Source organism: Tardiphaga sp. vice154 (assembly GCF_007018645.1).
In the GTDB taxonomy this organism is placed as follows: Bacteria; Pseudomonadota; Alphaproteobacteria; order Rhizobiales; family Xanthobacteraceae; genus Tardiphaga.
The window spans coordinates 1,239,367-1,265,368 of the sequence record NZ_CP041399.1; the positions used below are offsets into that span (position 1 = coordinate 1,239,367).

The 26,002-nt window shown below is 66.1% G+C and carries 24 protein-coding genes; 18 read left to right on the forward strand and 6 right to left on the reverse strand.

Annotation, left to right across the window (positions count from 1 at the left end):
* Positions 1-31: 31 nt before the first annotated feature.
* From FIU28_RS05810 to FIU28_RS05830, 5 genes are all read left to right on the forward strand, one after another.
* The gene (locus tag FIU28_RS05810; RefSeq protein WP_143572067.1) at positions 32-847 is read left to right on the forward strand and encodes an ABC transporter permease; all 816 of its coding nucleotides are present in this window, start codon (positions 32-34) and stop codon (positions 845-847) included.
* A 3-nt stretch (positions 848-850) separates the two neighbouring features.
* Entirely contained in the window at positions 851-1,636 is a 786-nt protein-coding gene (locus tag FIU28_RS05815) for an ABC transporter permease (RefSeq protein ID WP_143572068.1), read from the forward strand.
* On the forward strand, positions 1,633-2,694 hold the full coding sequence (locus tag FIU28_RS05820) for an ABC transporter ATP-binding protein (protein WP_143572069.1): 1,062 nt from the start codon (positions 1,633-1,635) through the stop codon (positions 2,692-2,694). Before FIU28_RS05815 ends, FIU28_RS05820 begins: the two co-directional genes overlap by 4 nt.
* Positions 2,694-3,530 (forward strand): phosphodiesterase, encoded by an 837-nt coding sequence (locus FIU28_RS05825; RefSeq protein WP_143572070.1) that lies wholly within the window; start codon positions 2,694-2,696, stop codon positions 3,528-3,530. Before FIU28_RS05820 ends, FIU28_RS05825 begins: the two co-directional genes overlap by 1 nt.
* A gap of 75 nt (positions 3,531-3,605) precedes the next feature.
* Positions 3,606-4,601 carry a lysylphosphatidylglycerol synthase transmembrane domain-containing protein gene (locus tag FIU28_RS05830; protein ID WP_143572071.1) on the forward strand — a complete coding sequence of 332 codons (996 nt, stop codon included), beginning with the start codon at positions 3,606-3,608 and terminating at the stop codon, positions 4,599-4,601.
* Here FIU28_RS05830 and FIU28_RS05835 read toward each other — a convergent pair.
* Entirely contained in the window at positions 4,585-5,286 is a 702-nt protein-coding gene (locus FIU28_RS05835; RefSeq protein WP_143572072.1) for a class I SAM-dependent methyltransferase, read from the reverse strand. The two genes, FIU28_RS05830 and FIU28_RS05835, sit on opposite strands and share 17 nt — an antisense overlap.
* 153 nt (positions 5,287-5,439) lie before the next feature.
* Between FIU28_RS05835 and FIU28_RS05840 the strand changes: the two genes are divergently transcribed.
* Together FIU28_RS05840 and FIU28_RS05845 are read left to right on the forward strand one after the other, a co-directional pair.
* The gene (locus FIU28_RS05840) at positions 5,440-6,654 is read left to right on the forward strand and encodes a DUF3419 family protein (protein ID WP_143572073.1); all 1,215 of its coding nucleotides are present in this window, start codon (positions 5,440-5,442) and stop codon (positions 6,652-6,654) included.
* A gap of 96 nt (positions 6,655-6,750) precedes the next feature.
* Positions 6,751-8,010, forward strand: a complete 1,260-nt coding sequence (locus FIU28_RS05845; RefSeq protein WP_143572074.1) for a Zn-dependent hydrolase — start codon at positions 6,751-6,753, stop codon at positions 8,008-8,010.
* On the opposite strand, the gene FIU28_RS05850 is transcribed toward FIU28_RS05845, so the two are convergent.
* The 3 genes from FIU28_RS05850 to hutI are packed head-to-tail and all read right to left on the reverse strand — an operon-like array spanning position 7,974 to position 11,466.
* Positions 7,974-8,555, reverse strand: coding sequence for a HutD/Ves family protein (locus FIU28_RS05850; RefSeq protein ID WP_143572075.1), 582 nt, complete (start codon positions 8,553-8,555; stop codon positions 7,974-7,976). The two genes, FIU28_RS05845 and FIU28_RS05850, sit on opposite strands and share 37 nt — an antisense overlap.
* Before the next feature lie 4 nt (positions 8,556-8,559).
* Positions 8,560-10,224, reverse strand: a complete 1,665-nt coding sequence (hutU, locus tag FIU28_RS05855; RefSeq protein WP_143572076.1) for a urocanate hydratase — start codon at positions 10,222-10,224, stop codon at positions 8,560-8,562.
* A gap of 21 nt (positions 10,225-10,245) precedes the next feature.
* On the reverse strand, positions 10,246-11,466 hold the full coding sequence (gene hutI / locus FIU28_RS05860) for an imidazolonepropionase (protein ID WP_143572077.1): 1,221 nt from the start codon (positions 11,464-11,466) through the stop codon (positions 10,246-10,248).
* 61 nt (positions 11,467-11,527) lie between these two features.
* On the opposite strand from hutI, the gene FIU28_RS05865 reads away from it, so the two are divergent.
* Both FIU28_RS05865 and FIU28_RS05870 read left to right on the forward strand, forming a co-directional pair.
* On the forward strand, positions 11,528-12,883 hold the full coding sequence (locus tag FIU28_RS05865) for a formimidoylglutamate deiminase (RefSeq protein WP_143572078.1): 1,356 nt from the start codon (positions 11,528-11,530) through the stop codon (positions 12,881-12,883).
* Positions 12,884-13,063: 180 nt separating this feature from the next.
* On the forward strand, positions 13,064-13,990 hold the full coding sequence (locus FIU28_RS05870; RefSeq protein ID WP_143572079.1) for an N-carbamoyl-D-amino-acid hydrolase: 927 nt from the start codon (positions 13,064-13,066) through the stop codon (positions 13,988-13,990).
* A 70-nt stretch (positions 13,991-14,060) separates the two neighbouring features.
* On the opposite strand, the gene FIU28_RS05875 is transcribed toward FIU28_RS05870, so the two are convergent.
* A complete protein-coding gene (locus FIU28_RS05875; RefSeq protein ID WP_143572080.1) occupies positions 14,061-14,720 on the reverse strand; it encodes an aspartate/glutamate racemase family protein in 660 nt (219 codons plus the stop codon).
* 63 nt (positions 14,721-14,783) lie between these two features.
* Between FIU28_RS05875 and hydA the strand changes: the two genes are divergently transcribed.
* Together hydA and FIU28_RS05885 are read left to right on the forward strand one after the other, a co-directional pair.
* A complete protein-coding gene (hydA, locus tag FIU28_RS05880) occupies positions 14,784-16,262 on the forward strand; it encodes a dihydropyrimidinase (protein WP_441351273.1) in 1,479 nt (492 codons plus the stop codon).
* Between the two features lie 80 nt (positions 16,263-16,342).
* Positions 16,343-16,963 carry a UbiX family flavin prenyltransferase gene (locus FIU28_RS05885; protein WP_143576058.1) on the forward strand — a complete coding sequence of 207 codons (621 nt, stop codon included), beginning with the start codon at positions 16,343-16,345 and terminating at the stop codon, positions 16,961-16,963.
* Positions 16,964-16,987: 24 nt separating this feature from the next.
* On the opposite strand, the gene FIU28_RS05890 is transcribed toward FIU28_RS05885, so the two are convergent.
* Positions 16,988-17,710: a CBS domain-containing protein gene (locus tag FIU28_RS05890; RefSeq protein ID WP_143572082.1), complete on the reverse strand. Its 723-nt coding sequence runs from the start codon at positions 17,708-17,710 to the stop codon at positions 16,988-16,990.
* A gap of 161 nt (positions 17,711-17,871) precedes the next feature.
* Here FIU28_RS05890 and FIU28_RS05895 point away from each other — a divergent pair, with 161 nt between their 5' ends.
* The 7 genes from FIU28_RS05895 (at position 17,872) to FIU28_RS05925 (ending at position 25,980) form a co-directional block, all read left to right on the forward strand.
* Positions 17,872-18,390: a hypothetical protein gene (locus tag FIU28_RS05895; protein ID WP_368039458.1), complete on the forward strand. Its 519-nt coding sequence runs from the start codon at positions 17,872-17,874 to the stop codon at positions 18,388-18,390.
* A gap of 205 nt (positions 18,391-18,595) precedes the next feature.
* Complete coding sequence (bchI, locus tag FIU28_RS05900) at positions 18,596-19,618, forward strand: magnesium chelatase ATPase subunit I (protein ID WP_143576060.1); 1,023 nt, start codon at positions 18,596-18,598, stop codon at positions 19,616-19,618.
* Positions 19,615-21,366 carry a magnesium chelatase subunit D gene (locus FIU28_RS05905; RefSeq protein WP_143572083.1) on the forward strand — a complete coding sequence of 584 codons (1,752 nt, stop codon included), beginning with the start codon at positions 19,615-19,617 and terminating at the stop codon, positions 21,364-21,366. Before bchI ends, FIU28_RS05905 begins: the two co-directional genes overlap by 4 nt.
* A gap of 73 nt (positions 21,367-21,439) precedes the next feature.
* Positions 21,440-22,384 carry an alpha/beta hydrolase gene (locus FIU28_RS05910; RefSeq protein WP_143572084.1) on the forward strand — a complete coding sequence of 315 codons (945 nt, stop codon included), beginning with the start codon at positions 21,440-21,442 and terminating at the stop codon, positions 22,382-22,384.
* 74 nt (positions 22,385-22,458) lie between these two features.
* Positions 22,459-23,346 carry an alpha/beta fold hydrolase BchO gene (gene bchO / locus FIU28_RS05915; protein WP_143576061.1) on the forward strand — a complete coding sequence of 296 codons (888 nt, stop codon included), beginning with the start codon at positions 22,459-22,461 and terminating at the stop codon, positions 23,344-23,346.
* A 73-nt stretch (positions 23,347-23,419) separates the two neighbouring features.
* Positions 23,420-24,952: a phytoene desaturase gene (locus FIU28_RS05920; RefSeq protein WP_143572085.1), complete on the forward strand. Its 1,533-nt coding sequence runs from the start codon at positions 23,420-23,422 to the stop codon at positions 24,950-24,952.
* Positions 24,949-25,980, forward strand: a complete 1,032-nt coding sequence (locus FIU28_RS05925; RefSeq protein ID WP_143572086.1) for a phytoene/squalene synthase family protein — start codon at positions 24,949-24,951, stop codon at positions 25,978-25,980. The genes FIU28_RS05920 and FIU28_RS05925 overlap by 4 nt, the downstream gene beginning before the upstream one ends.
* Positions 25,981-26,002 lie beyond the last annotated feature (22 nt).

The following is a 26,002-nucleotide window of genomic DNA, read 5'->3' on the forward strand; positions in this document are numbered from 1 at the left end:
GGGTGCCCCGTGAGCGGGGCACCGTTTTCCCATGTCGCATAAATCCTTCGTCTGGCTGTGCCTGCTGCCACTGGTAGTGGTGACCGCTGCCTTCTTCCTGCTGCCGATGGCGCAATTGCTGGTGGTCGGCGCGTCAGGCCCGCGTGGCCTAGGTGCCTATCTCGCCATTCTCACCGAGCCGCGTTATCGCGCCACGCTGATCAATACCGTGGTGCTGGCGGCGGCAACGACGCTGGTCACCCTGGTGGTTGCAACGATCGCGGGGCTGTTTCTGCAGCGCCAGCGGTTTCCCGGTCGCGCGGTGCTGATCGCGATGCTGACGTTTCCGCTGGCGTTTCCCGGCGTGGTGATCGGCTTCCTGATCATCCTGCTGGCCGGCCGCCAGGGGTTGATCGGCGCGATCTCGCAGGCGGTGAGCGGCGAGAAGATCGTGTTTGCCTATTCGATCTTCGGGTTGTTTCTTGGCTATCTGTACTTCTCGATCCCGCGCGTGATCCTCACCATCATGGCGGCGGTGCAGAAGCTCGATGCCGGACTGGAGGAAGCGGCGCGCTCGCTCGGCGCCAGCCCATGGGCCGTGCAGCGCGACGTCGTGCTGCCGGCGCTGGGCCCAGCCTTCGTCGCCTCCGGCGCGATCGCTTTCGCTACCGCGATGGGTGCGTTCGGCACCGCGTTCACGCTGGCCACCAATATCGATGTGTTGCCGATGCTGATCTATACCGAGTTCACGCTCGCGGCGAACTTCTCGATCTCGGCGGCGCTGTCGATCGGGCTGGGCCTGATCGCTTGGGCGATCCTCGCGCTGGCGCGTTCGTTCAGCGGCAGCGCCGTCGCGGCGGCGGGCTAGGCCATGCGCGATCGCCTGATCTTCATCGGCCAACTTGGCTTCACGCTGCTCATCGCCGCCTTCCTCGTGGTGCCGGTGATCCTGTCGCTGATGGCCGGTGTCACCGTCAACTACTTCCGCGGCATTTCCTCCGGCGTCACCCTGCAATGGGTAATGCAGGTGTGGGATCTCTATGCCGGAGAGATATTGCTGTCCTTCGTGATCGCCATCGCGACGTTGCTCGTCACGCTCGTCATCGGCGTGCCCGCGGCCTATGCGCTGCATGTGCGCGGCGGAAGATTGTCGCGGGTGATCGAGGAGATCATCACGCTGCCGCTGGCGATCCCCGGCCTCGCCATCGCGCTGGCGCTGCTGTTGACCTATGGCGGGTTCGGCGACTTCCGCCGCTCGTGGCTGTTCATCCTCGCTGGCCATGTCGTGTTCACGATGCCGTTCATGGTGCGCTCGGTGATGGCGGTGTTCGGTAGCATCGACGTCAAGACGCTGGACGAGGGCGCAGCCTCGCTCGGCGCCTCGCCGTGGCCGCGGTTTTGCAACGTCATCGTGCCCAACGCGATGCCCGGCATCGTGGCGGGCTCGCTGATGGTGGTGACGCTGTCGCTCGGCGAGTTCAACCTGACCTGGATGCTGCACACGCCGCTGACCAAGACGCTGCCGGTTGGCCTCGCCGACGCCTATGCCTCGATGCGGCTCGAAGTGGCGTCCGCCTACACCCTGATTTTCTTTGTCATGATTGTCCCGTTGCTGGTGGCGATGCAGATGTTTGCCGACGAGGGCCAGAAGAAATGACGTCGATTGCGGGACACGGCGCCGCCGTACACATCGAGCGCTGCGGCAAGACGTTTGCCGATGGCACGCAGGCTCTGGCCCCTGCCTCGCTCGACATCGTCAGTGGCGAGACCCTGGTGCTGCTCGGCCCCTCCGGCTGCGGCAAGACCACCATGCTGCGCATCATTGCCGGGCTGGAAACGCCGGATCCCGGCGGCCGCATCCTGTTCGATCGCAACGATATGACGGCGGTGCCGATCGAGCAACGCCAGGTCGGTATGGTGTTCCAGTCCTATGCGCTGTTCCCCAATATGAGCGTCGCTGACAATATCGGTTATGGCTTGAAGATCCGCGGCGTCGGCCGCGCCGCGCGCGACCAGCGCATCGCCGAGATGGTGGCGCTGACCAATATCGGTGGGCTCGAAAACCGCCGGATCGACCAGCTCTCCGGCGGCCAGCGCCAGCGCGTGGCGCTGGCCCGCGCGGTGGCGATCCGGCCGCGGGTGCTGCTGCTGGATGAGCCGCTGACCGCGCTCGACGCCTCGTTGCGCGACCGGCTGCGCGGCGAGCTGAACCGCTTGCTGCGCTCGCTGGGGATCACCGCGATCTATGTGACGCATGATCAGGCCGAGGCGATGGAGCTCGGCGATCGCATCGTGGTGATGCGCAAGGGCGAGATCGCACAGATCGGCACGCCGCGCGAGGTCTACTTCGCGCCGCAGAGCCGGTTCGTGGCGGAGTTCGTCGGCGCCGCCAACATCATCGAGGCGCCGGTGGCCGAGGGGCATCTCGTGCTGCCGGGTGGACGCCTCGAGGTCGCGGCCGCAGCAAATGCTGCGGCCGCAACCGCCATGATCCGGCCGGAGACGATCGGGATCATCGACGCTGCGGAGGCCTCGCTGTGCGGCCTCGTCGACAGCGTCAGTTTCATTGGCGACAAGCAGCGCCTCGTCGTGACCGGCGCGGCGGACCGGCCGCTCACCGTCGATGCACCCAATACCATTTGCGTGAAAAACGGCGACCGCGTCGGCCTGTCGATCGCGCGTGACGCCGTGCGGCTGCTACCAAGCGAGGACTGATGTCGTCAAAACCCATCCTGATTGCGCAGATCTCCGACCTGCATATCAAGGCGCCCGGCGAACTGGCCTATGGCCGGGTCGATACCGCGGCGGCGCTGCAGCGCTGCGTCGCGGCGTTGAACGAGTTGCAGCCGCGCCCCGATCTGGTGGTGATCTCCGGCGATCTCGTCGATACGCCGACGCCCGGACAATACGACCACCTCAAGCGCCTGCTGGCGCCGCTGGCCATTCCGTTCATCGGCATTCCCGGCAACCATGATTCCCGCGCCATGATGCGCACGGCATTTCCCGACTGGAAGTATGCCGGGCCCGACGCGCTCGATCAGGTCGTGAATATCGGCGGCCTCGATATCATCCTGCTGGATTCCAGCGTCGACGCGAAACCGCATGGCGAGCTCGAAATGGCAAGCCTGCAATGGCTCGACGCTACGCTGGCCAGGTCGAGCGAGGCTCCGGCCCTGATCTTCCTGCATCATCCGCCGTTCCGTACCGGGATCGGGCATATGGACGTGCAGAACCTGCTTAATGCCGATGCGCTGGCGGCGATCGTGACGCGGCATCCGCGCGTGCAGGGCATTGCCGCCGGCCACGTCCACCGCGCCACGCTGACGTCCTTCGCAGGCGTCCCGGCCACGATCTGCCCGGCGCCCAACCATGCCGTGGCGCTCGATCTCCGCGCGCTGTTGCCGCCATCCTTCATCGTCGAGCCGCCGGCGTTTCATCTTCATGTCTGGTTTCCCGGCGAGGGCTTCGGCCACGTCGTTACCCACAGCGTCCCGATCGGGGCGTTCGACGGCCCGCATCCGTTCTTCGGGCCGGACGGAAAATTGCTCTGATCCCGTTCCGTTTACGCGGATGTCATGGCAACCTGTCACACAGCGAACAGATGCGCCGCTGAGCGCAATGTCACCATGGAGATTCCGCTGCGCGGCTTGGACAGGCTCAAGGCGATCGGCAGAAAGCTCGGCTGGAAGAGCCTTGGCTTCTGCATCAGCCTCGCGATCGCCACCTTTGCGTTCATATCCCTCAGCCAAGCGCTGAAGGGCGTCGATTTCGCCGAAGTCCTCGCTGCGATGCGGCAGACCGCGCCGGCCGCGATGGCACTGTCGCTCGGGCTGGTCGCGGTATCCTATGCCAGCCTGACGCTGTATGACCGGCTGGCGCTGGTGCTGATCGGGCGCGGCGACATTCCGTTCCGGATTGCCGCGCTGGCCAGCTTCACCTCCTATCCGATCGCTCACGGCACCGGCGCGGTGCTGCTGGTCTCCTCCGCGATCCGCTACCGCATCTATGCGCCGCACGGCATCGGCGCCGGCGACGTCGCGCGGATCTGCTTCCTGACCGGACTGACCTTCTGGCTCGGCAATCTCACCGCGCTCGGCCTCAGCGTGCTGTATGAGCCGGACGCCATCAGCCGGATCGATCATCTGTCACCCACGGCCAACAGCGCCATCGCTTTGGCGATCCTCGCCGGCATCGTGTTCTACGTGTGCTGGACCTGGAACGGCAGCCGCCAGATGGGCCGCCGCAAATGGGCGGTGCCGCTGCCTAGCGGGCGCAACGTGTTCCTGCAGATCGGCATTGGCCTGTTCGATCTCGGCACCGCGGCGCTGGCGATGTATGTGTTGATGCCGGCCGGGATGGATGTCGGCATTGCCCGCGTCGTCGTGGTGTTCATCGCCGCGACATTGCTGGGCTTCGCCAGCCATGCGCCGGCCGGGATCGGCGTCTTCGATGCGACCATCCTGATCGGACTGGGCGGCGCGCATAACGAACAGCTGCTGGCGACGCTGCTGCTGTTCCGGCTGTTCTATCACCTCGTCCCGTTCGTGCTGTCGCTGCTACTGTTCGGCGCGGTCGAAGCCTGGCGCAATGCCGTGCGCCGCGGCGTCAGTCCGGCCGGTTAGGTAGCGTCAGCACCGCGGACTGCGCGTAGCCGCAGTAGGGCCGCTCGAAGGTGAGGCGCGCGCCGGCTTTGGCGGCGAGGGCTTCCAGCGCACTTTGCAGCGAGCGGCGCGGCGTGACGTCGAATAGCGCCAGCCAGCGCAGCAGTACGGCGCGGGCGATTCGCGGCAGCCGTTCCTGATGTCCGAAATCGACGATGTGCAACTGGCCGCCCGGTTTCAGGCGCAGCACGGCCTGGTCGAGCACGGCGTGCCAGTCGGGGATCATCGACAGGCTGTAGGAGATCATCGCATGATCGAAAGCGGCGACCTCGAACAAGGCGGCGGGATCGAACGAGGTGGCATCGCCATGCGCGACGCGAATCCGACCGTTGAGGCGGTGGCGCTCCGTCGCGGCGATCGCTGTCGTCAGCATCTCGGTGGAGACGTCGATCCCGTAGAAATGCGCGGCCGGATATTTCCGGGCGGCCTGCACCAGATTGCGACCGGTGCCGCAGCCGATCTCCAGCACCATGGCGCCTGCGGCCGGCTGGATACGATCGATCATTTCGTCGCGGCCGAGCAAATAATAACGCCTCGTCGCGTCATAGATGTAGCGCTGCCAGCGGTACATCCGGTTCATGCGGCCGGTGGCTTCGCTCTGCCATAGCGAGGTCTCGGCGTCGTCGAAATCGGAAATCGAGCTCATGGCGTCCCTCTCGCAGCAGCCGGCGCAAAACTAATGTTTTCCACCGCTTCGCGACGCGGGTGTGACAGTGCGCGAAGCGCAGCAGCGGAAGCTCTGTCGCAAAACCGCAGCCTGCCCTTGGTAAAAGTTTCAAAGGGTCGATTCGAGGAAACGATGAACACGCATTTGATCACCGACGCCGTGCGTAACAGCCGCGCCAGCGAAGAGGCCGGCATCTGGGACCGGCTGTTTGCCTTCTGGTTTCGCCGCCTCGTCTACACCCAGATCTGGGAAGACCCCGAAGCCGACCTCGCAGCATTGCAGCTTGCGCCCGGCGCCACCATCGTCACGATTTCCAGCGGCGGCTGCAACGCGCTGTCCTACCTCGCGGCGAAGCCGGCGCAGATATTTGCCGTCGATCTCAACGAGGCGCATCTGTCGCTGCTCAAGCTGAAACTCGCCGGCCTGCGCGCGCTGCCAAATTATGCACAGTTCTGGCAGTTCTTCGGCGAGGGCTCGTCGCCCGCCAACGCCAAACTGTATGACTTCCGGCTGCGCCCGGTGCTGGACGCCGAGGCGCGTGGCTATTGGGACGAACGCGACATCCGCGGGCGGCCGCGCTCCAATTACTTCACCGACGGCTTTTATCGCCACGGTGCGCTCGGCCGCTTCATCGGCTTTGCGCATCAGCTCGCCAAAATCTTCCGCATCGACCTCGCGGTGCTGCTGCAGGACGATGCCCGTTCGCCGGCCCGGCAGGCCGCGATGCAGAGGCTGCATGGCCTGTTTCATTCCCGGCTGGCGCGTCTGATCACGCGGATGCCGGCGCTTTTGTTCAGCCTCGGCATTCCGCCGCAGCAGCGCGAGCTGTTGGGCGGCGGTCAGCCGCTCAACGAGGTGCTGCACCAGCGCCTGTTGGCCCTGATCGATGTCCATCCCAACCAGACCAATTATTTCGCCTGGCAGGCGCTGGCCCGCCGCTATCCCGGCCCCGGCGACACCTGCCTGCCGCTGTATCTGCAGCAGTGCCGTTTCGCCGACATGCAACGCGCCGCCGGTCGGGTGACGCCGGTGCATGCCAATCTGCGCGTCTTCCTGGAGGCGCAGCCGGCGCGGCAGGTCAACGCCGTGGTGCTGCTGGATTCGCAGGACTGGATGGCGCCGGATGAAATCCGCGCGCTGTGGAACGCGATCGATCGTGCCGGCCATGACGACGTCCGCGTGATCTTCCGCACCGCCGGCGCGGAATCGCCGCTGGATGGCCCCGAATTGTCGTCGCTGCAGGCGACCTGGCAGCGCGACGATGCCGCGAGCAGCAAAGCGCTGGCCGCCGACCGCTCCGGCATCTATGGCGGCTTCCATCTCTACCGGCGCGCTGCTGCGGCCTGACCGGCGATTGGGGGTGATTGCGTCGCGGCCCTCGGCAAGGTAATCGCCGGGCGAGGGCCGCTTGCATGCGCGGCTCGCACAAGCGAGGCGCTTCCCATGGCCAAGACGAACCTTCCGCTCGACGCCGACCGGCTGTGGGCCGATGTCATGGATCTGGCTGAGATCACCGATCCGGCGCGGCCCTATACAAGACGTTCGTTTACGGCGCTGTTTCTGGAAGGCCGTGAATGGGTGGACCGGCGCTTTCAGGAGGCGGGCCTGACCACGCGGATCGATACCGCTGGCAATCTGATCGGCCGTCTTGAGGGCCGCAACCCCGCGCTCGGCGTCATCGCAATCGGCTCGCACAGCGACACCGTGCCGTCCGGCGGGCGTTTCGATGGCATCGCCGGCGTGGCCACCGGCCTGGAAATCATCCGTGCGCTGCGCGATGCCGGCATTCAGCTCGATCATACGATTGAGGTGATCGACTTTCTCGCCGAGGAGCCCAGCGAATATGGTCTGTCCTGCGTCGGCAGCCGCGGCATGACCGGGTCGCTGGACGACACCATGCTGGCGCTGACCGAGCCGAGTGGCGAGACGCTGCGTGACGCGCTGGTCCGCGTCGGCGGCGATCCGAATCGGCTCGAAATGGCTAAGCGTGACGATATCCGGGCTTTTCTGGAACTGCATATCGAGCAGGGTATCGTGCTGGAATCGCAATCGCTCGATGTCGGCATCGTCACCTCGATCGTCGGCATCCGACGCCTTGAGGTGATCTTCCAGGGCGAGGCCGACCATGCTGGCACGACACCGATGGCGCTGCGCCACGACGCGCTGGTCGCCGCTGCGGCCACCGTGACGTCGGTGCGGCGTGTCGCCGAGGAACTGGCGGTCGAAGGCACGGACTACTTCGTCGCCACCGTCGGCATTCTCGGCGTCGATCCCTCCGCCTCGAACATCGTGCCGGGCCGCTGCCGGCTGGTGATCGACGCCCGCACCACGCAGCCCGCGCTGACGCAGCGTTTCGTCGAAATCATCGATCTTGAAAGCGCAGCGCATGCCGCTGCCGCGCGCGTTACGCGCGCGAGTTTTGCGATGCTTTCCGACGGCCCACCAGTGGCCTGCGATGCAGGCCTGCGCGCGGCGCTGCGGCAGGGAGCGGAGGATCTGGGCCTGAGTTTGACCGATCTGCCGAGTGGCGCCGGCCATGATGCGGCGTTCATGAGCCGGATCTGTCCGTCTGCGATGATCTTCGTGCCGTGCCGCGCCGGCAAGAGTCACGCGCCGGAGGAATGGTCCGACCGCGACCAGATCGCAGCGGGCGCCGCGGCGATCTATCAGGCGGTCAAGGCGCTCGACAGCCAGATCAGATAGCACTGGCCCGCGGGATTGACCTGAAACGTGGGCGTCTCGTGGGCTTCGATCGTGACGGCATCGGCGTGTTGAAGCGTAGTCTGTTCGTTCGATACGGTCACCCCGGTCGTGCCATCGAGCGACAGCACGATGGCAACGTCATCGCCGTCGAAACGACAATCCATCGGATGCGTGATGCGTATCACGCGATGCCCGAACCGCCCGCGCCGCGTCATGACATTGAGGTCGGTGATCTCGCCGGCCAGCAGTCGCGCGGTGGTCGGCGTGTCGCCCGGGAAGCTGAGCGGTGCGGACTCGCAGCCAAGGACGACAGCGGCTTGTTCGCCGATTTTCAGCTCCATACCGCTGCCCTGAATCACTGCCAGCGTGCGGTCGATGCCGTCGAACATCGAGAACGGCCCATCGGTCGCTACCTCGGCCATGCTGATACGCCAGTCGAACGACTCCAGCGATGCGCCGGCCGGGCCGATCGCGATCTCCGTGGTCGAGCCGCCGCCGTTCTTCCACGGCATCGCCAGTCGGTCGGAGGCGCGGAGAAGACGCACGGGGCTACGTCAGGCTCGGCAGGTCGAGACTATTCTCGCGCGCGCTCTCGATCGCGAGATCGTAGCCAGCGTCCGCATGGCGCATCACGCCGGTCGCCGGATCATTCCACAGCACGCGGCCGATCCGCGCGGCGGCTTCCGGCGTGCCGTCGGCGACGATCACCATGCCGGCATGCTGCGAAAAGCCCATGCCGACGCCGCCGCCATGGTGCAGCGACACCCAGGTCGCACCCGACGCGCAATTCAGGAGCGCGTTGAGCAGCGGCCAGTCGGATACCGCGTCGGAGCCGTCCTGCATCGCTTCGGTTTCGCGGTTCGGCGAGGCGACCGAGCCGGAATCGAGATGATCGCGGCCGATCACCACCGGCGCCTTCAGCTCGCCACTCGCCACCATCTCGTTGAAGGCAAGCCCTAGCCGATGGCGGTCGCCGAGGCCGACCCAGCAGATCCGCGCCGGCAGGCCCTGAAACGAGATGCGCTCGCGCGCCATGTCGAGCCAGTGATGCAGCGCCTTGTTGTCGGGCAGCAGCTCCTTCACCTTGGCGTCGGTCTTGTAGATGTCCTCCGGATCGCCGGAGAGCGCGGCCCAGCGGAACGGGCCGATGCCGCGGCAGAACAGCGGGCGGATATAGGCCGGCACGAAGCCGGGGAAATCGAACGCGTCGGAGACGCCTTCTTCCAGCGCCATCTGGCGGATGTTATTGCCGTAGTCGACGACCGGAATGCCCATGCGGTGGAAGTCCAGCATGGCGCGGACATGTTCGGCCATCGACGCGCGTGCGGCTTTGGCGACGCTTGCGCCATCGGTCGCGCGGCGGCGTTCCCACTCGTCGGTGGTCCAGCCCTTCGGCAGATAGCCGTTGACGGGATCGTGCGCCGAGGTCTGGTCGGTGACGGCATCGGGGCGGACGCCGCGGCGGACCAGTTCGGGGAATATGTCGGCGGCATTGCCGAGCAGGCCGACCGAGACCGGCTTTCCGTCGCGCGCGGCCTGCGCCATCATCTCCAGCGCCTCGTCGAGATTGGCAGCCTGCTTGTCGAGATAGCGGGTGCGCAGCCGCATCTCAATCCGCGACGGCTGGCATTCCACGGCGAGCATCGAAGCGCCGGCCATCACCGCCGCCAGCGGCTGCGCGCCGCCCATCCCGCCGAGCCCGGCGGTCAAGATCCACTTGCCCTTGAGCGAGCCGCCAAAGTGCTGGCGGCCCATCTCGACGAAGGTTTCGTAGGTGCCCTGCACGATTCCCTGCGAGCCGATATAGATCCACGAGCCGGCCGTCATCTGGCCGTACATCATCAGGCCCTTGCGATCGAGCTCGTTGAAATGCTCCCAGGTCGCCCAGTGCGGCACCAGGTTCGAGTTGGCGATCAGCACGCGCGGCGCGTCGGCATGGGTCTTGAACACGCCGACCGGCTTGCCGGACTGGATCAGCAGCGTCTCGTCGCCTTCGAGCCGCTTGAGCGTGGCGACGATGCGATCGAAACTCTCCCAGTCGCGCGCGGCGCGGCCGATGCCGCCATAGACGACGAGTTCGCCGGGCTTCTCGGCGACATCCGGATCGAGGTTGTTCATCAGCATCCGCAGCGGCGCTTCGGTCAGCCAGGATTTGGCGGAAAGCTCGCTGCCATGCGCGGCGCGGACGACGCGTTCATTATCGGTGCGGGTCATGGTGCATTCCTCGGCGAGAGATCAGCGGGTTGTAGTCTGGCCGTGCCAGACCCGGGCGTGCAGCGGATTAAAGCCCATGCGGTAGACCAGCTCGGCCGGGCGCTCGATGTCCCAGATCGCGAGGTCGCAGAACTTGCCGGCTTCGATGCTGCCGGTGTCATCGAATACGCCGAGCGCACGCGCGGCCTCCCGCGTGGCGCCGGCGATGCATTCATCGATGGTGAGGCGAAACAGCGTCGCGCCCATGTTCATCGCCAGCAGCAGCGAGGTCATCGGCGAGGTGCCGGGATTCGAATCGGTGGCGAGCGCAATGTTGACGCCGTGGCGGCGCATCGCCGCGATCGGTGGCAATTGCGTTTCGCGAATGAAGTAATAGGCGCCGGGCAGCACCACGGCCACCGTGCCGGCTTTCGCCATCGCGGCGACGCCGTCGTCATCGCAGAATTCGAGATGGTCGGCAGACAGCGCGCCAAACTTTACGGCGAGAGCAGCGCCATGCAGGTTGGAGAGCTGGTCGGCATGCAGCCTGACCGGGAGCCCGAGCTCGCGGGCCCTGGCAAACACCTGCGCGGTCTCCTCGACCGAAAATGCGATGCCCTCGCAGAACGCATCCACCGCATCGGCCAGGCCTTCGCCGGCGATGGCCGGCAGCATCGTGGCGCACAGCGCGTCGATATAGCCGGCGCTGTTGCCCTTCATCTCCGGCGGAATCGTGTGGGCGCCGAGAAACGTCGTGCGCACCGAGACCGGCCGCAGTTCGCCGAGCTGTCGCGCCGCCTGCAATTGGCGGCGCTCGGTGGCGAGTTCGAGGCCGTAGCCGGATTTGATCTCGATCGTCGTGACACCTTCGGCGATCAGCGCATCGAGCCGCGGAAGTGCGGCGGCAACCAGTTGTTCAGTGCTGGCCTCGCGCGTCGCCTTGACGGTCGATACGATGCCGCCGCCCGCGCGCGCGATTTCTTCGTAAGAGGCGCCGGCCAGGCGGCGTTCGAATTCATGGGCGCGGTTGCCGCCGTAAACGAGATGGGTGTGGCAGTCGATCAGGCCGGGCGTGATCCAGCGGCCATCGCAATCGGTGCGATCCGTTGCGTTAAACACCGGCGCGTCGCTGGCCGGACCGGCATAGACGATGCGGCCGTCGCGGGCGGCAATTACGCCGTCTTCGATTAGGCCGAGGCCCTCGCGCGATGGCGCCAGCGTGGCGATGCGGCAATGATGCCAGAGGTGGTCGACGTCTGTCATGGGCGCGTGATATGGGTTTGGGCAGGAGCTGTCCAGCGCTTCAATATCAGCGGAGATCTCTGTGGCCGCCCTCTTTTTCGATCAGGCGCTGCTGCCGGACGGCTGGGCGCGCGACGTGCGGCTAACGATCGCGGCGGGACGGCTGCAGGCCGTCGAGACGCAAACGACACCGCGGCCCGGCGACGAGCGCCACGCGACCGGCCTTCCCGGCATGCCCAATCTGCACAGCCACGCCTTCCAGCGCGGCATGGCGGGCCTCGCCGAAATCCGCGGCGCCACGGCCGACAGTTTCTGGACCTGGCGCGAGGTGATGTATCGCTTCGTCGGCCGCATGACGCCGGACGATATCGAGGCGGTGGCGGCGCAGGCCTTCGTCGAGATGCTGGAAGCCGGTTCTTCGCGCGTCGGCGAATTCCATTACATCCATCACGACATTTCCGGCGCGCCCTATGGCAACATCGCCGAACTGGCGGAACGGATCGCCGCCGCCGCCACCGTGACGGGCATCGGCCTGACGCTGCTGCCGGTGTTCTATGCCCATGCTGGCTTCGGCGGGCAGGCGCCGAACGAAGGGCAGCGGCGATTCATCAACGATCTCGATGGCTTTGCGAAACTGCTGGAGGCCAGCCGCGGCGCCGTGGCGGGCGTGCCCGGTGCCGTGCTCGGCGTCGCACCGCATTCGCTGCGGGCGGTGACGCCGGAACAGCTCGCCGCGGTGGCAAGTCTGGGCGATGGCCCGATCCACATCCACATCGCCGAGCAGACCCGCGAGGTCGAGGATTGCCTCGCCTGGAGCGGACAGCGTCCGATCGACTGGCTGATGGAGCACGCCGCGGTGGATCGCCGCTGGTGCCTGATCCACGCCACGCATGCCACGCCAGATGAAATTCGCCGGATGGCGCAGAGCGGCGCGGTGGCCGGCCTGTGCCCGGTCACCGAGGCCAATCTCGGCGACGGCACCTTTGAAGCGCCGGACTTCCTGGGGCAGGGCGGCGCGTTCGGCATCGGTACCGATTCCAACGTGCTGATCGGCGTCAGCGACGAATTGCGCCAGCTCGAATATTCGCAGCGGCTGGCGTGGCGGATCCGCAACGCGGTCACCGGCGCGTTGCCATCGACCGGCCGCACCCTGTTCGACGGCGCGCTGAACGGCGGATCGCAGGCGCTGGGCGTTGGGGCGGCCGGACTGCTCGAAGGCGCCTCCGCCGATATCGTCGCGCTCGACGGGGACAACGCTGCCTTGGTCGCACGCGACGGCGACGCCATCCTCGACAGTTTTGTCTTTGCGGCCCGCCGCTCGCCCGTCGACGCCGTCTGGGTGCGCGGCCAGCTTCTGGTCAGCGACGGCCGCCATCACGCGGCGGAGCCGATCGCGCGACGGTTTCGCGCCACTCTGGAACGGCTGCTGCGCGCATAACTCCTGACCGCAAAACGGGCATGCGCGACAAAAACTGGCAACGACTGCACGGGCGGCGCGCTCGACGCCGCTGTCGTCGCGCGATACATCTAACGCCGTTGCGGCCGTTGATGCGGCTCGCGCCCGCCCGAAGACCATGCCGCCGCCTGACGATTCTCATTCTCCAAACGGGACAATTTGATGCGTATTCTCACCGTCGCCGCCGCCCAGCTGGGCCCGATCCAGAAGGCCGAGAGCCGCGAATCCGTTGTGCAGCGGATGCTGGCGCTGCTCGAACAGGCCAAGGCGAAAGGCGCCGATCTGGTGGTCTATCCGGAATTGGCCCTGACGACGTTCTTCCCGCGCTATTACATGACCGACCAGAAAGAGGTCGATACCTGGTTCGAGTCGGAAATGCCGAACGCCGTGGTACAGCCGTTGTTCGATGCGGCCGCTGCGGCCAATATTGCGCTGTCGATCGGCTATGCCGAACTGACGCCGGACGGGCATCATTTCAACACCCAGATCCTGACCGACCGCACCGGCAAGATCGTCGGCAAGTATCGCAAGATCCATCTGCCGGGCCATGTCGAGTTCGACACCGAGCGCGCCTTCCAGCATCTGGAGAAGCGCTATTTCGAGCCGGGCGATCTCGGCTTCCCGGTGTTCCGCGCGCTCGACGGCATTTTCGGCATGATGGTGTGCAACGATCGGCGCTGGCCGGAATCCTACCGCGTGATGGGCCTGCAGGGCGTCGAGATGATCGTGCTGGGCTACAACACGCCGTCGGTGAATTCGCAGAAGCCGCAGGAAGGCCCGGAGCAGCGGCTGTTTCATAACCGTCTGTCGGTGCAGGCGGGCGCCTACCAGAATTCGACCTTCGTGGTCGCGGTCGCCAAGGCCGGCGACGAGGACGGCTTCCCGCTGATCGGCGGCAGCCTGATCGTCGATCCCGACGGCGTCATCGTGGCCGAAGCCGAGACCGAGGGCGACGAGCTGCTGGTCCATGCCTGCGACCTCGACGATACGAAGTTCGGCAAGAAGACCATCTTCGACTTCGAGCGCCACCGCCGCCCCGAGCACTATGGCCGCATCACCTCGCAGGTCGGCGTGATCCTGCCGTCGTAGTAGGGCGAGCGTTGCTCTATCCTCACCTCTCCCCGGCGGGGAGAGGTGATCCGCACGTTGCTGCGCGTTCCTACTGAAACATCACCACACCCAGCGCCATCGCCACCGCGGCCTGCGTCGGATCGATCACCGGCACGCCGAGTTCTTGCTCCAGCGCCTTGCGATGCCGGGCCATCCCCGCGCAGCCCATCACCACCGCATTGGCGCCGTCGCGGTCGATCAGTTCGCGGCCGACGCTGACCATGCGCGCCAGCGTGCCCTCGCCGGCGGCGGTTTCGGCGACGGTCATGTCGAGCGGGCGTTCGCCGGCGAGGCGGTCCATCAGGCCCATCTGCCGCAGATACCGCATGTGGCGGCCGATCGAACGCTGCGCCACTGCGATCACGCCGAAGCGGTCGCCGCGCGACAGCGCCGTCAGCACGCCGGACTCGGCGATGCCGAACACCGGCCGCGACGTCGCCTCGCGGCAGACCTGCAGGCCGGGGTCGGAATAGCAGGCGATCACGAAGGCATCGGCCGAATTGTCCGCCGCCACCAGCCGGCGCAGCGGCATCACCGCGCTTTCGAGGTCCGCCTGCGTCTCGACGCCGAACGGACCTTCCGCCATCGTGACGCATTCGATCTCCGGGCCGTCGTCGAAGCCGATCGGCCGCAGCGCCTCGGCCAGATTGAGTGTCACCTGCGGATTTGAATTCGGGTTGATTACGAGAATCTTCTTGCGCCTGCTCATGCCGGGCTCCTTGTCAGGGCGGCAGTATTGCCGGAAAGTGCTGCGCATCAAAGCGTTCAGTGAATGGAGCCTGATTTGTCCGATTCGATCTACGATCTCGTCATCCGCGGTGGCACGGTGGCCACGTCGAGCGATGTGTTTGCCGCCGACGTCGGCATTATCGGCGAAACCATCGTGGCGATCGGCAGCGGCCTGCCGGCCGGCAAGACCGAGATCGACGCGCGCGGCAAGCTGGTTCTGCCGGGCGGTGTCGATGCCCATGCCCATATCGAGCAGCTGTCCGCCGCCGGCATCATGAACGCGGACAGCTTCGAGAGCGCGACGAAATCGGCGGCGTTCGGCGGCACTACCAGCGTGATCTGTTTTGCCGCCCAACATGTCGGCATGGACGTGCGCGAGGTGGTGACCGATTACACCGCGCTGGCGAAGCGCGGCGCGACGATCGACTACGCCTTTCACATCATCGTCTCGGATGTCACCGACAAGGTGATCGTCGAGGACATTCCCGCTCTGGTGGCCGAGGGCTTCTCGTCGATCAAGATCTTCATGACCTACGACCGGCTCCGGGTCGAGGACGAGAAGCTGCTCGATATCCTCGCTGCGGCGCGCGATGCCAAGGCGCTGGTCTGCGTTCACGCTGAAAATCACGGCATCATCTCGTGGATGGTGAAGCGATTGACCGAGCGCGGCTATACCGCGCCAAAATACCACCCTGTCAGCCATGCGAGGCTGTCGGAATCCGAGGCCTTCACGCGACTGATCGCATTCAGCGAATTGCTCGACCAGCCGATCATGATCTTCCACGTCTCGACCCGCGAGGGTGCGGCCGTGATCCGCGAGGCGCGCGGCCGCGGCGTGAAAGTGTTCGCTGAGACCTGTCCGCAATATCTGTTCCTCACCGCGGACGATCTCGACAAGCCCGGCGCGGAGGGCGCGAAATGGATGTGCAGCCCGCCAGCGCGCACGACGGACGACCAGGACGCGCTGTGGCGCGCGCTCGAACTTGGCGACCTGCAACTGGTGTCGTCGGACCACGCGCCGTACCGCTTCGACGATACCGGCAAGCTGCGCGCCGGCCCGAACCCGAGCTTCAAGCAGATCGCCAACGGCCTGCCGGGTCTGGAGACGCGGCTGCCGCTGTTGTTCGATGCGATGGTGTCGAACGGCCGGCTCGGCCTGTCGAAATTCGTCGAACTGACCTCGACGGCGCCGGCGCAGATCTACAACCTGCCGGGCAAGGGCTCGATCGCGATCGGCAAGGACGCCGACATCGCGATCTGGGACCGCGTGCGCGAGGTCACGCTGACCGATGCGATGATGCACGACAAGACCGGCTTCACGCCCTATGTCGGCCGCACCATCACCGGATGGCCGGAAACCGTGCTGCTGCGCGGTCGGGTGCTGGTCGAAGGCGATCGCTTTGCGGGCCAGCCGGGGGACGGTCGCCTGATGCTGCGCGAAGGGGGCGCCGCCGCGGCACCTGGCGGCCGGCGGGTCGCGGAGATGGACCCGGCGCGCAACTTCGGCGCCGAATTGCTATAGAGCGGGTTCGGCCAAGCATGCGGCCGGGCGTTTGCCGCCCGGTGGCCGCGCTTCAGGATGATTGCGAGACGCTGGTGCAGATGCAAACTCCCGTTCCCGACCGGGCGCCCACACCGAGGCGCCTGATCGTCGGCATCACCGGCGCATCAGGGGCGATCTACGGCGTCCGGTTGCTGAGACTGCTGCAGCCCTTGATGATCGAGACGCGTCTCGTGGTCAGCCCGTCGGCGAAAATCACGCTGGCGGAGGAAATGGACTTGCTTGTGTCCGACCTCGGCGATCTCGCCTACGTCGTGCATCAGGCCGACAATATCGGCGCCGCGATTTCCAGCGGTTCGTTCAAAACCCTCGGCATGGTGATCGCGCCGTGTTCGATGCGATCGCTGGCGGAGATCGCCACCGGCGTGACGTCGTCGCTGGTGACGCGCGCGGCCGATGTCGTGCTGAAGGAACGCCGCCGGCTGGTGCTGATGGTGCGCGAGGCGCCGCTGCACCTCGGCCATCTGCGCTCGATGATCGCCGTCGCCGAGATCGGCGCCATCATCTATCCGCCGGTGCCGACGTTTTATGCCCGGCTGGAGAGCCTGGAGCAGGTGGTCGATCACACGCTCGGCCGCGTCCTCGACCTGTTCGACATCACGACCGATGTAGTCAGCCGTTGGCTCGGACTGGCGCCGGACGAGGTTGGCGGGCTGCCGTGATCGGCAGGCCGGCGGCGTTGCCCGTCAGCCGCTTGCTTTGCTGTCTTCCGGCGAATCCATGTAGTGGCCCGACCAGTTATCGACGAGGCAGATATGGTCGTGCACCTCTCTGACGCCGTCGATGATTTCGGCCGCGACCACCGCGGCGCGGCGGGCGCGGTCGTCACTGATGCGGCCATGCAAGTGCACGACGCCGTTGCGGACGGTCACCTGCACGCCGATCGGGCGCCACTCGGCCGCATCATAGGTGCGCAACAGGCGCGCACGGATATCATCATCATCCGCGGTCGGTTGGGGGATTTCCTTGGCCATGCTCGCAAAGGCCTGCAGCAAATTGGACCTCGTCACGATGCCCACCAGCCGGCCTTGCTGCATCACCGGCAGGCGCTTGATACGATGCCGCTCCATCAGCGAGACCAGCTCGTCCATCTCGGTTTGCTCATCGACGGAGATCGCGGGGCGGGTCATGACGTCCTCGACCCTGCGACCGCTCTCGGCCACATATTCATTCGCCAGCCGTCCCGGGCTTGCGAGGAATTGCAGCCAGCGCGGTCGCTTGCGCTGCGTCCCGATCTCGGAGCGCCGCAGAAAATCGCTTTCCGAAACGATCCCGAGCAATTCACCGGCACCGCCTGTGACGGGCAATCCGCTGACGCGATGTTTCAGCATTATATCGACGGCGTCGAGTATCGAGGTCTCGGGAGACACCGCGATGACGTGACGGGTCATGATCTGTTCAGCGCGCATGGCAACCTCTGATCTTGTGGCCAGATACTAGATCCCGTCCGGCCACCAACCTTTGATCTGGCGCAAGAGGAAGGAATAGCGGTGCCGTGGGGACGGGGCAGCGGGCGGCGGGGCGAGCGTCGATCCCTGACAGGGCCCTGTCTGCACCCACCGCTTGATCCATGATGCCGCGCCCGCAACGCGATCGGAACCAAACACAATCGTTCAGATTGTCCTGCAAATCAACTAAGGAGCTTCCCATGCAGGGCGACAGTGCAATTACCTCGCTTACGTTCTTCACGCTCGTTTCCGGCGTCTTCATCATCGCCGGTTCTTTCATCTATTTCCTGCGTTCGCGCCGCAATCGCGAAATCGCGGCGGACGCGCTGCAAGGCGATGGTCGCGGCGGGCCGGCCAATGTGCCGTCGGGCGCAGCACCTGAACTTATTGGCCTCGCGGCCGTCATGCTGGCCGTCATGGGGCTGCTGGCGACCGGCTACAGCCGGAAGTCCAGTTTCGAGACCGCGCAGATCACGCCGCCAGTCGGCGGCAAGACGACTGGCATGGCGCAGGAGCCGGGCAAGGCAGATCAGCCCAAGGCCTATCAGCCGGCCAATCCGGCCCCTGATACGCGCACGGCTCCGACCGGCTCCAACACCGGCGTGGGCGCTGAAAACGGATCGACCGGCCAGGTTAAATAACCGCTACGCGACAGTGCGCCGCCAATCCTGCGGCGCGCTGCTTTATCAGTCGCAAGTTGATCTGCCTCATCTGTTTCGTCGTCGGACGCCGGAATCGTCATCGGTCTATCGGTTTGCGCTGCAGCGCAAATTGGATGTTTGCATTCCTCGACGCGCGGATACTAATCTCCGCTACCGCAATCAGGGCGCGATGAGCAGGTCCTCTATGGCGATAGTGTTTCCGTTTTCGGCAATCGTCGGACAGGACGAAATGAAACTGGCGCTGCTGATCGCAGCGGTCGATCCCAAGGTCGGGGGCGTGCTGGCGTTCGGCGATCGCGGTGCCGGCAAATCGACCGCGGTGCGCGCTCTGGCGGGATTACTGCCGAAGATGAAGGTGGTCGCCGGATGTCGCTACAATTGCGATCCCGACCGTGCCGAGGAATTTTGCGACGACTGCCGCAGCAATGCGTCGAAAGGCGCGCTGAAGGCCGTATCGGTCACCGTGCCGGTGGTCGATCTGCCGCTGGGCGCCACGGAAGATCGCGTCGTCGGCGCGCTCGATTTGGAGCGCGCACTCGCGCGGGGCGAAAAAGCTTTCGAGCCCGGCCTGCTGGCGCGCGCCCATCGCGGTTTTTTGTATATCGACGAAGCCAATCTACTCGAGGATCACCTCGTGGACCTGCTGCTCGACGTCGCCGCCTCCGGCGAAAACGTCGTCGAGCGCGAGGGTCTGAGCATACGCCATCCCGCCCGTTTCGTGCTGGTCGGCACCGGCAATCCCGAGGAAGGCGAGTTGCGACCGCAATTGCTGGATCGCTTCGGCCTGTCGGTAGAGGTGCGGACGCCGGATAATCTTCCCGACCGCATCGAGGTCGTAAAGCGTCGCGACGCCTTCGAGCGCGACAGCGCGGCTTTCGTGGCCGCCTGGGCCAAACATGAAACCCGGCAGCGCAAGAAGATCACCGCGGCACGCGACCATCTGGCATCGGTCGTCGTGCCCGACGCGGCGCTGGAGCGGGCCGCCATGCTGTGCATGGCGCTCGGCACCGACGGCTTGCGCGGTGAATTGACCCTGATGCGCGCGGCGCGGGCGCTTGCGGCGCTGGAGGGTGAAGCAACCGTCACCGACACCCATCTGAAGCGGATCGCGCCGCCGGCGCTGCGGCACCGGCTGCGGCGCAATCCGCTCGACGATGCCGGATCCAGCGTGCGCGTCGATCGCGCCGTTGCCGAAATTTTCGGATGAGCGCGGTGCGTTGGGCCGACGCGGTTCTGGCGGCGCAATTGTTTGCCGTCGATCCCGGCATCGGCCTGCTGTTGCGGGTTCGCGCCGGCCCGGTGCGCGATCGCCTGCTGGCCGCGTTAAAGGCCGCGCTACCCGCCGGACAGCCGTTCCGGCAATTGCCGCTGCATATCGCCGACAGCCGCCTGCTCGGCGGGCTCGACCTCGACGCCACCTTGCGGGCCGGCCGGCCGGTGGCCGAGCGCGGCCTGCTGGCCGAAGCCCATGGCGGTGTGGTGATGCTGGCCATGGCGGAGCGCGTGCCGCCCTCCACCATGGTGCATCTCACTGCGGCGATGGATTCCGGTGAGGCGCTGGTCGAGCGCGACGGCCTTTCGCTGCGCTGGCCGGCGCGGTTCGGCGTGGTCGCGCTGGATGAAGGCATCGACGATGAAGCAGCTCCCGCCGCCTTGCGTGACCGGCTGGCGCTGCATCTCGACCTCGATGACATGCCGGTGCGCGATGCCGAGGAATTTGCGCTCGCTGGCGAAGAGACCGACGTCGCACGAAGGCGTCTCCCCGGCATCGCGACGCAAGACGAACAGACCTCGGCGCTGTGCCACGCGGCGGCGGCGTTGGGCATCGTGTCCTTGCGGGCGCCGATGCTGGCGCTGCGCGTCGCCCGCGCCAGCGCAGCCTGGTACGGGCACGCCGAGGTCGAACAGGACGATATCGCGCGTGCTGCCCGGATGGTGCTGGCGCCGCGCGCGCTCGTCCTGCCACCGCAGACCGAGCCCGGACAGGAGCCGGACCAGCAGCCACCGCAGGACCCGTCGAAAGATACCTCCAGCGAGCATGATGAGCCACAACAGCCAGATCTCGATCGCGCGCTCGACGAAGTGATCCTCGCCGCGGCGCGTGCCGCCATTCCGCCCGGCCTGCTCGCGGCGCTGCAGGCCGAGGCCGGCGCCAGGCGCTCGCGTTCGGCGGGCAAGTCGGGCGCGATGCAGAAATCCGGCCAGCGCGGCCGTCCTAACGGCACGCGGCGCGGGGAGTTGCGCGGTGGCGCCAAGCTCAATGTGATCGAGACGCTGCGGGCCGCGGCGCCGTGGCAGGCGCTGCGGCGCCGCGCGGCCGGCGACACGTCGATGCCGCCGCGGATTCTCGTCGAAAAGGACGATCTGCGGATCAGCCGCTTCCGCCAGCGCAGCGAGACGGCGACGATCTTTGTCGTCGATGCTTCCGGCTCGGCGGCCCTGCATCGCCTGGCCGAGGCCAAGGGGGCGGTCGAACTGTTGCTGGCGGATTGCTATGTCCGCCGCGATCAGGTCGCGGTGATCGCGTTTCGCGGCGCGATGGCGGAAGTGCTGCTGCCGCCCACCCGTTCGCTGGCGCGCGCCAAGCGCAGCCTGGCCGGATTGCCCGGCGGCGGCGGCACACCGCTGGCTGCCGGGCTCGACGCCGCCTTCCTGATGGCCGATGCGGTGCGCCGCAAGGGGCAGACGCCCAGCGTCATCGTCCTGACCGACGGCCGTGCCAACATCGCCCGCGACGGCGCGCAGGGCCGTCCGCGCGCCGAGCAGGATGCCACCGGCGCCGCGCAACAATTGCGCGTCGCGGGCGTTTCATCCGTGCTGGTCGATATGTCGCCTCGACCGGGGCCATTGGCGGAAGCGCTCGCGCGAGAGATGGGTGCGCGCTATCTGCCGCTGCCTTACGCCGACGCCGCGACGTTGTCGCGCGCCGTGCTGGCCACGATGCCACGCAACTGACTGATCTGCGCCATTGTCGATTCCGGGGTGGCTGCTAGGCTTAAAGCGAATGATGACCGCAAGGGACGATACGATGAACGCGACGACTGCCAATCTGGCCCCTCCCCAGTGGGGCGATGGCACGTTGCCCGCGCCGGTGTCCGGCCAGTATCACGAGTTCACCACCCCGGTCGGTCGTCTGGCCTATTATTCCGCGAACCCGGAAGGCGGCAGCAAGCTACCGCCTCTTCTGCTGATCCACAGTATCAACGCGGCCGCCTCGGCCTATGAGGTGAAGCCGCTCTACGAGCACTATCGCCAGTTTCGGACGGTCTACGCGCTGGAACTACCGGGCTTTGGCCATTCCGACCGCAGCAAACGGGTCTACAGCGTCCGCATCATGACGGATGCGATACTGGCCATGCTGCGCGTGATTCAGGACGATCACGGCAGGACGCCGATCGATGCGCTGGCGGTGTCGCTGTCGTCGGAATTCCTCGCCCGCGCAGTGACCGAGATACCGCTGGCGTTTCGCAGCGCCGCCCTGGTGAGCCCGACCGGTTTCACGACCACGAAAAACAAGAGCAAGGACAAGGACGGCACAAGGGCGATGCCCTGGCTGCATGCGATCTTCGACTTTCCGCTGTGGAGCGAGGGCTTCTTCAGGCTGCTTAGCAGCCGGCCGAGCATCCGGTTCTTTCTGAAGAAGACCTGGGGCTCCGACAATTACGACCGTGGCCTGGCGGAGTATGATTATATCACCTCGCATCAGCCGGGCGCGCAGCATGCGCCGTATTACTTCGTCTCCGGCTATCTGTTCAGCAAGGACATCCTGCGGTTCTATCACGCGCTGACCTTGCCGGTGTGGATGTCGCACGGCGTGCGCGGTGACTTCGTCGATTACGGCGAGAAATCCTCGGTAGAGGGACGCGCGAACTGGCGCATCGACATTTTCCAGACCGGAGCGATGCCGCATATGGAAGCCGAAGCGGCGTTCATCGCGCGTTATGACGAATTTCTTGCGACGGTCGCGGAGTAGCGCATGGCTGTTTCATCCGTCGGACGGACCGGGCAAAGCGCGTTCGCCACCCTGCAAAGATGGTGTGAATGGCGATGCCCGAACTGATCTGGAGCAACGCCGGCGCGGATTGGCCCAACCGAGAGGCCAGCTTCTTCGTCGAGGCCGCCGGCATTCGCTGGCATGTGCAGCGGATGGGGCAGGGTCCGCAGATGCTGCTGCTGCACGGCACCGGGGCCGCCACCCATTCATGGCGCGGACTGCTCCCGCTGCTCGCGGCGCACTTCGACGTCATCGCCATGGATCTGCCCGGACACGGCTTCACCTCGCCGCCGCCGCCGCATCGATTGTCCCTGCCGGGCATGGCCGCCGACATCGCCCAGTTGCTCCGCACGCTCGGCGTTTCCCCGCAATGGGCCGTCGGCCACTCCGCCGGTGCGGCGATCCTGGCCCGGATGTGTCTCGATGAGCGGATCGCTCCCCAGGCGCTGATAAGCCTGAACGGCGCGTTGCTGCCATTCGACGGGGTCGCAGGTCACCTGTTTGCGCCGCTGGCTCGGCTATTGGCCAAAAATTCCATGGTGCCGCGCTTGTTCGCCTGGCAGGCGGGAAATGGCGGCGCCGTGGAGCGGCTGCTCGACAACACCGGCTCGCAGATCGATCCGCAGGGTGTTGCGCTGTATCGGAAACTGGTCCGCAATCCCGACCACGTCGCGGCTGCGCTACGGATGATGGCCAATTGGGATCTGGCGTCGCTGCAACACGCGCTGCCTCTGTTGAAACCCAGGCTCGTGCTGGTCGCCGCCAGCAATGATCGCGCGATCCCGCCGGCGCTTGCCAACCGGATCGGTGCAAAAGTGCCGGGCTCGGTCATCGAGCGCGTGGCCGGACTCGGGCATCTGGCGCATGAAGAAGCGCCGGCCGGGACTGCCGACATCATTTTCAAATACGCCCGGCCAGCCGTGGAGCCGTTCCCGGGTTAGAAGCCCGAAATATGTAAAGAAGATAGTACAGTTCTCCTCTAGCCAAGTGTCCATAATTTGTTACAGTGATGGCATGCTTGATCCGACAGCCGTCACATCAAGGGTGCCAGGACCTCACCAGCCGCATGCGGTGGTGATCGGGAGCGGCTTTGGCGGACTGGCGGCGGCCATCCGGCTGGGGGCCAAGGGCTATCGCGTCACCGTGCTGGAAAAGCTCGATGCGCCCGGTGGCCGGGCCTATGTCTTCCGCAAGGACGGCTTCACCTTCGATGCCGGTCCGACCATCGTCACTGCGCCGTTCCTGTTCGAAGAACTGTGGCGGCTATGCGGGCGGCGGATGTCCGACGACGTCACGCTGATCCCGGTGTCGCCATTCTATCGTATCCGTTTCGATGACGGCTCGCATTTCGACTATTCCGGCGACCCCGCTTCGATGCGCGCCGAGATCGCGCGGATCTCGCCCGAGGACGTCGATGGCTACGACGCCTACATGAAGGTCTCGGAAGCGATCTTCAAGGTCGGTTTCGAACAGCTCGGCGATGTGCCGTTCAGCAAGTGGACCGACATGCTGAAAATCGCGCCGGAGATGATCCGGCTGTCGAGCCATCGCAGCGTCTACTCGGTGGTCTCGAAATTCTTCAAGCATCCGCATCTGCGCATCGTGTTCTCGTTCCATCCGCTGCTGATCGGCGGCAATCCCTTCACCGCAAGTTCGATCTACTGCCTGATCGCGTTTCTGGAGCGGCGCTGGGGCGTGCATTTTGCGATGGGCGGCACGGGGCGGTTGGTGGAAGGCCTAGTCAAGCTGATCCACGGGCAGGGCGGTACGCTGCACTTCCGTCAGGACGTGCGCGAGATCATCGTCAGGAACGGCGCGGCATGCGGCGTGCGGCTCGCCAGCGGCGAGGTGCTCGACGCCGACATCGTGGTCTCGAACGCCGATTCAGCCACCACCTATCGCTATCTCCTGCCATCCGCGGCGCGGTCGCGCTGGAGCGACAAGAAGATCGAGCGCGCGCGCTATTCGACCAGCCTGTTCGTCTGGTATTTCGGGACCCGCAAGAAATATCCCGACGTGCTGCACCACACGATGCTGCTCGGCCCGCGCTACAAGGAACTGCTGCATGACATGTTCACGCGCAAGGTCCTTGCGGATGATTTCAGCCTGTATCTGCATCACCCCACCGTCGCCGATCCATCGCTGGCGCCGGACGGTTGCGATGCCTTCTATGTGCTGTCGCCGGTGCCGAATCTGGAGAGCGGCACCGACTGGAGCGTGACGGCCGAGACCTATCGTCGCGCGATAGCGCAGCGGTTGAGCGATACGGTGCTGCCCGATCTGGAAAACCAGATCGTGACCTCGCACCTTTTGACGCCACAGGATTTCCAGGACCGGCTGTCGTCGTTCCGCGGCGCCGCGTTCGGGCTCGAGCCGGTGCTGACGCAGAGCGCGTGGTTCCGGCCACACAATCTGAGCGAGGACGTCAAACAGCTCTATCTCGTCGGCGCCGGGACGCATCCGGGCGCCGGACTGCCCGGCGTGCTGTCGTCGGCGCGCATTCTCGACTCCATCGTTCCCGATGTCCGTCAGGTGGTGGCCTCATGATCGCTCGAGCAGATATCGCCGCCTGTCGCAGCTTGCTCAAAGGCGGCTCGCGCACGTTTCACGCGGTCTCGCTGGTGTTGCCGCGCAAGGTCGCCGATCCCGCCATCGCGCTCTACGCGTTCTGCCGTCTCGCCGATGATGCGGTTGATCTCGGGCAGGACCGGGCGGCAGCGGTGGAGCGCTTGCAGGTGCGGCTCGAACAGGTCTATCGCGGCCAGCCCGGCGCCCATCCCGCCGACCGTGCCTTTGCCGCCGTCGTGCAGCAATTCGCCATTCCGCGTGCGCTGCCGGAGGCTTTGCTCGAGGGCCTGGCCTGGGATGCCGAAAGCCGGCGCTATGAAACGCTGGACGACCTCACGGATTACGCCGCGCGCGTGGCCGCCTCGGTCGGCGCCATGATGACGCTGGTGATGGGACATCGTGCGCCCGATGTGATGGCGCGCGCCTGCGATCTCGGGGTGGCGATGCAACTCACCAACATCGCCCGCGATATCGGCGAGGACGCCCGCGCCGGGCGGCTGTATCTGCCGCTGCGCTGGCTCCGCGACGCCGGGATCGAGCCCGACGCCTGGCTGGCGCAGCCGGGTTTTTCGCCGGAAATCGCAGCGCTTGTGCAGTGCCTGCTCGATGCTGCCGATGCGCTCTACGCGCGTGCCGGCGCGGGTATCATGCATCTGCCATGGACCTGCCGCCCCGGCATTCAGGCCGCGCGTGCGCTCTATGCGGAGATCGGCCGCGAGGTCGAACGCGCGGGGCTGAATTCGATCGCAGAGCGCGCTGTCGTCTCGAACAGGCGCAAGGCCGCCGTGCTGGCGGGCCGGCTGATCGGCTCGAATAGGCACACGCAGGCGCTTTCGCAGCCGGCTTTGCCGCAGGTCCGGTTTCTGATCGACGCGGTGGCCGCCGCGGCGCCGCCGGCGCGGGGGGCGGAGCGCCTGCGTCCCGTCGAGGAACGGGTGGTCTGGGTGCTGGATCTCTTCACCCGGCTGGAGCGTCGCGACCGGATGCTGCGGCAGCAATCCTCGTAGAGGAAGTCGTCGCGACCGGGCG

Excerpts from the sequence above, each read along its gene's own strand:
- FIU28_RS05810 (WP_143572067.1), top strand. The coding sequence starts at position 32 with ATGTCGCATAAATCCTTCGTCTGGCTGTGCCTGCTGCCACTGGTAGTG.
- FIU28_RS05815 (WP_143572068.1), top strand. The coding sequence starts at position 851 with ATGCGCGATCGCCTGATCTTCATCGGCCAACTTGGCTTCACGCTGCTC.
- FIU28_RS05820 (WP_143572069.1), top strand. The coding sequence starts at position 1,633 with ATGACGTCGATTGCGGGACACGGCGCCGCCGTACACATCGAGCGCTGC.
- FIU28_RS05825 (WP_143572070.1), top strand. The coding sequence starts at position 2,694 with ATGTCGTCAAAACCCATCCTGATTGCGCAGATCTCCGACCTGCATATC.
- FIU28_RS05830 (WP_143572071.1), top strand. The coding sequence starts at position 3,606 with ATGGAGATTCCGCTGCGCGGCTTGGACAGGCTCAAGGCGATCGGCAGA.
- FIU28_RS05835 (WP_143572072.1), bottom strand. The coding sequence starts at position 5,286 with ATGAGCTCGATTTCCGATTTCGACGACGCCGAGACCTCGCTATGGCAG.
- FIU28_RS05840 (WP_143572073.1), top strand. The coding sequence starts at position 5,440 with ATGAACACGCATTTGATCACCGACGCCGTGCGTAACAGCCGCGCCAGC.
- FIU28_RS05845 (WP_143572074.1), top strand. The coding sequence starts at position 6,751 with ATGGCCAAGACGAACCTTCCGCTCGACGCCGACCGGCTGTGGGCCGAT.
- hutU (WP_143572076.1), bottom strand. The coding sequence starts at position 10,224 with ATGACCCGCACCGATAATGAACGCGTCGTCCGCGCCGCGCATGGCAGC.
- hutI (WP_143572077.1), bottom strand. The coding sequence starts at position 11,466 with ATGACAGACGTCGACCACCTCTGGCATCATTGCCGCATCGCCACGCTG.
- FIU28_RS05870 (WP_143572079.1), top strand. The coding sequence starts at position 13,064 with ATGCGTATTCTCACCGTCGCCGCCGCCCAGCTGGGCCCGATCCAGAAG.
- FIU28_RS05875 (WP_143572080.1), bottom strand. The coding sequence starts at position 14,720 with ATGAGCAGGCGCAAGAAGATTCTCGTAATCAACCCGAATTCAAATCCG.
- hydA (WP_441351273.1), top strand. The coding sequence starts at position 14,784 with ATGGAGCCTGATTTGTCCGATTCGATCTACGATCTCGTCATCCGCGGT.
- FIU28_RS05885 (WP_143576058.1), top strand. The coding sequence starts at position 16,343 with ATGCAAACTCCCGTTCCCGACCGGGCGCCCACACCGAGGCGCCTGATC.
- FIU28_RS05890 (WP_143572082.1), bottom strand. The coding sequence starts at position 17,710 with ATGCGCGCTGAACAGATCATGACCCGTCACGTCATCGCGGTGTCTCCC.
- FIU28_RS05895 (WP_368039458.1), top strand. The coding sequence starts at position 17,872 with ATGATGCCGCGCCCGCAACGCGATCGGAACCAAACACAATCGTTCAGA.
- bchI (WP_143576060.1), top strand. The coding sequence starts at position 18,596 with ATGGCGATAGTGTTTCCGTTTTCGGCAATCGTCGGACAGGACGAAATG.
- FIU28_RS05905 (WP_143572083.1), top strand. The coding sequence starts at position 19,615 with ATGAGCGCGGTGCGTTGGGCCGACGCGGTTCTGGCGGCGCAATTGTTT.
- FIU28_RS05910 (WP_143572084.1), top strand. The coding sequence starts at position 21,440 with ATGAACGCGACGACTGCCAATCTGGCCCCTCCCCAGTGGGGCGATGGC.
- bchO (WP_143576061.1), top strand. The coding sequence starts at position 22,459 with ATGCCCGAACTGATCTGGAGCAACGCCGGCGCGGATTGGCCCAACCGA.
- FIU28_RS05920 (WP_143572085.1), top strand. The coding sequence starts at position 23,420 with ATGCTTGATCCGACAGCCGTCACATCAAGGGTGCCAGGACCTCACCAG.
- FIU28_RS05925 (WP_143572086.1), top strand. The coding sequence starts at position 24,949 with ATGATCGCTCGAGCAGATATCGCCGCCTGTCGCAGCTTGCTCAAAGGC.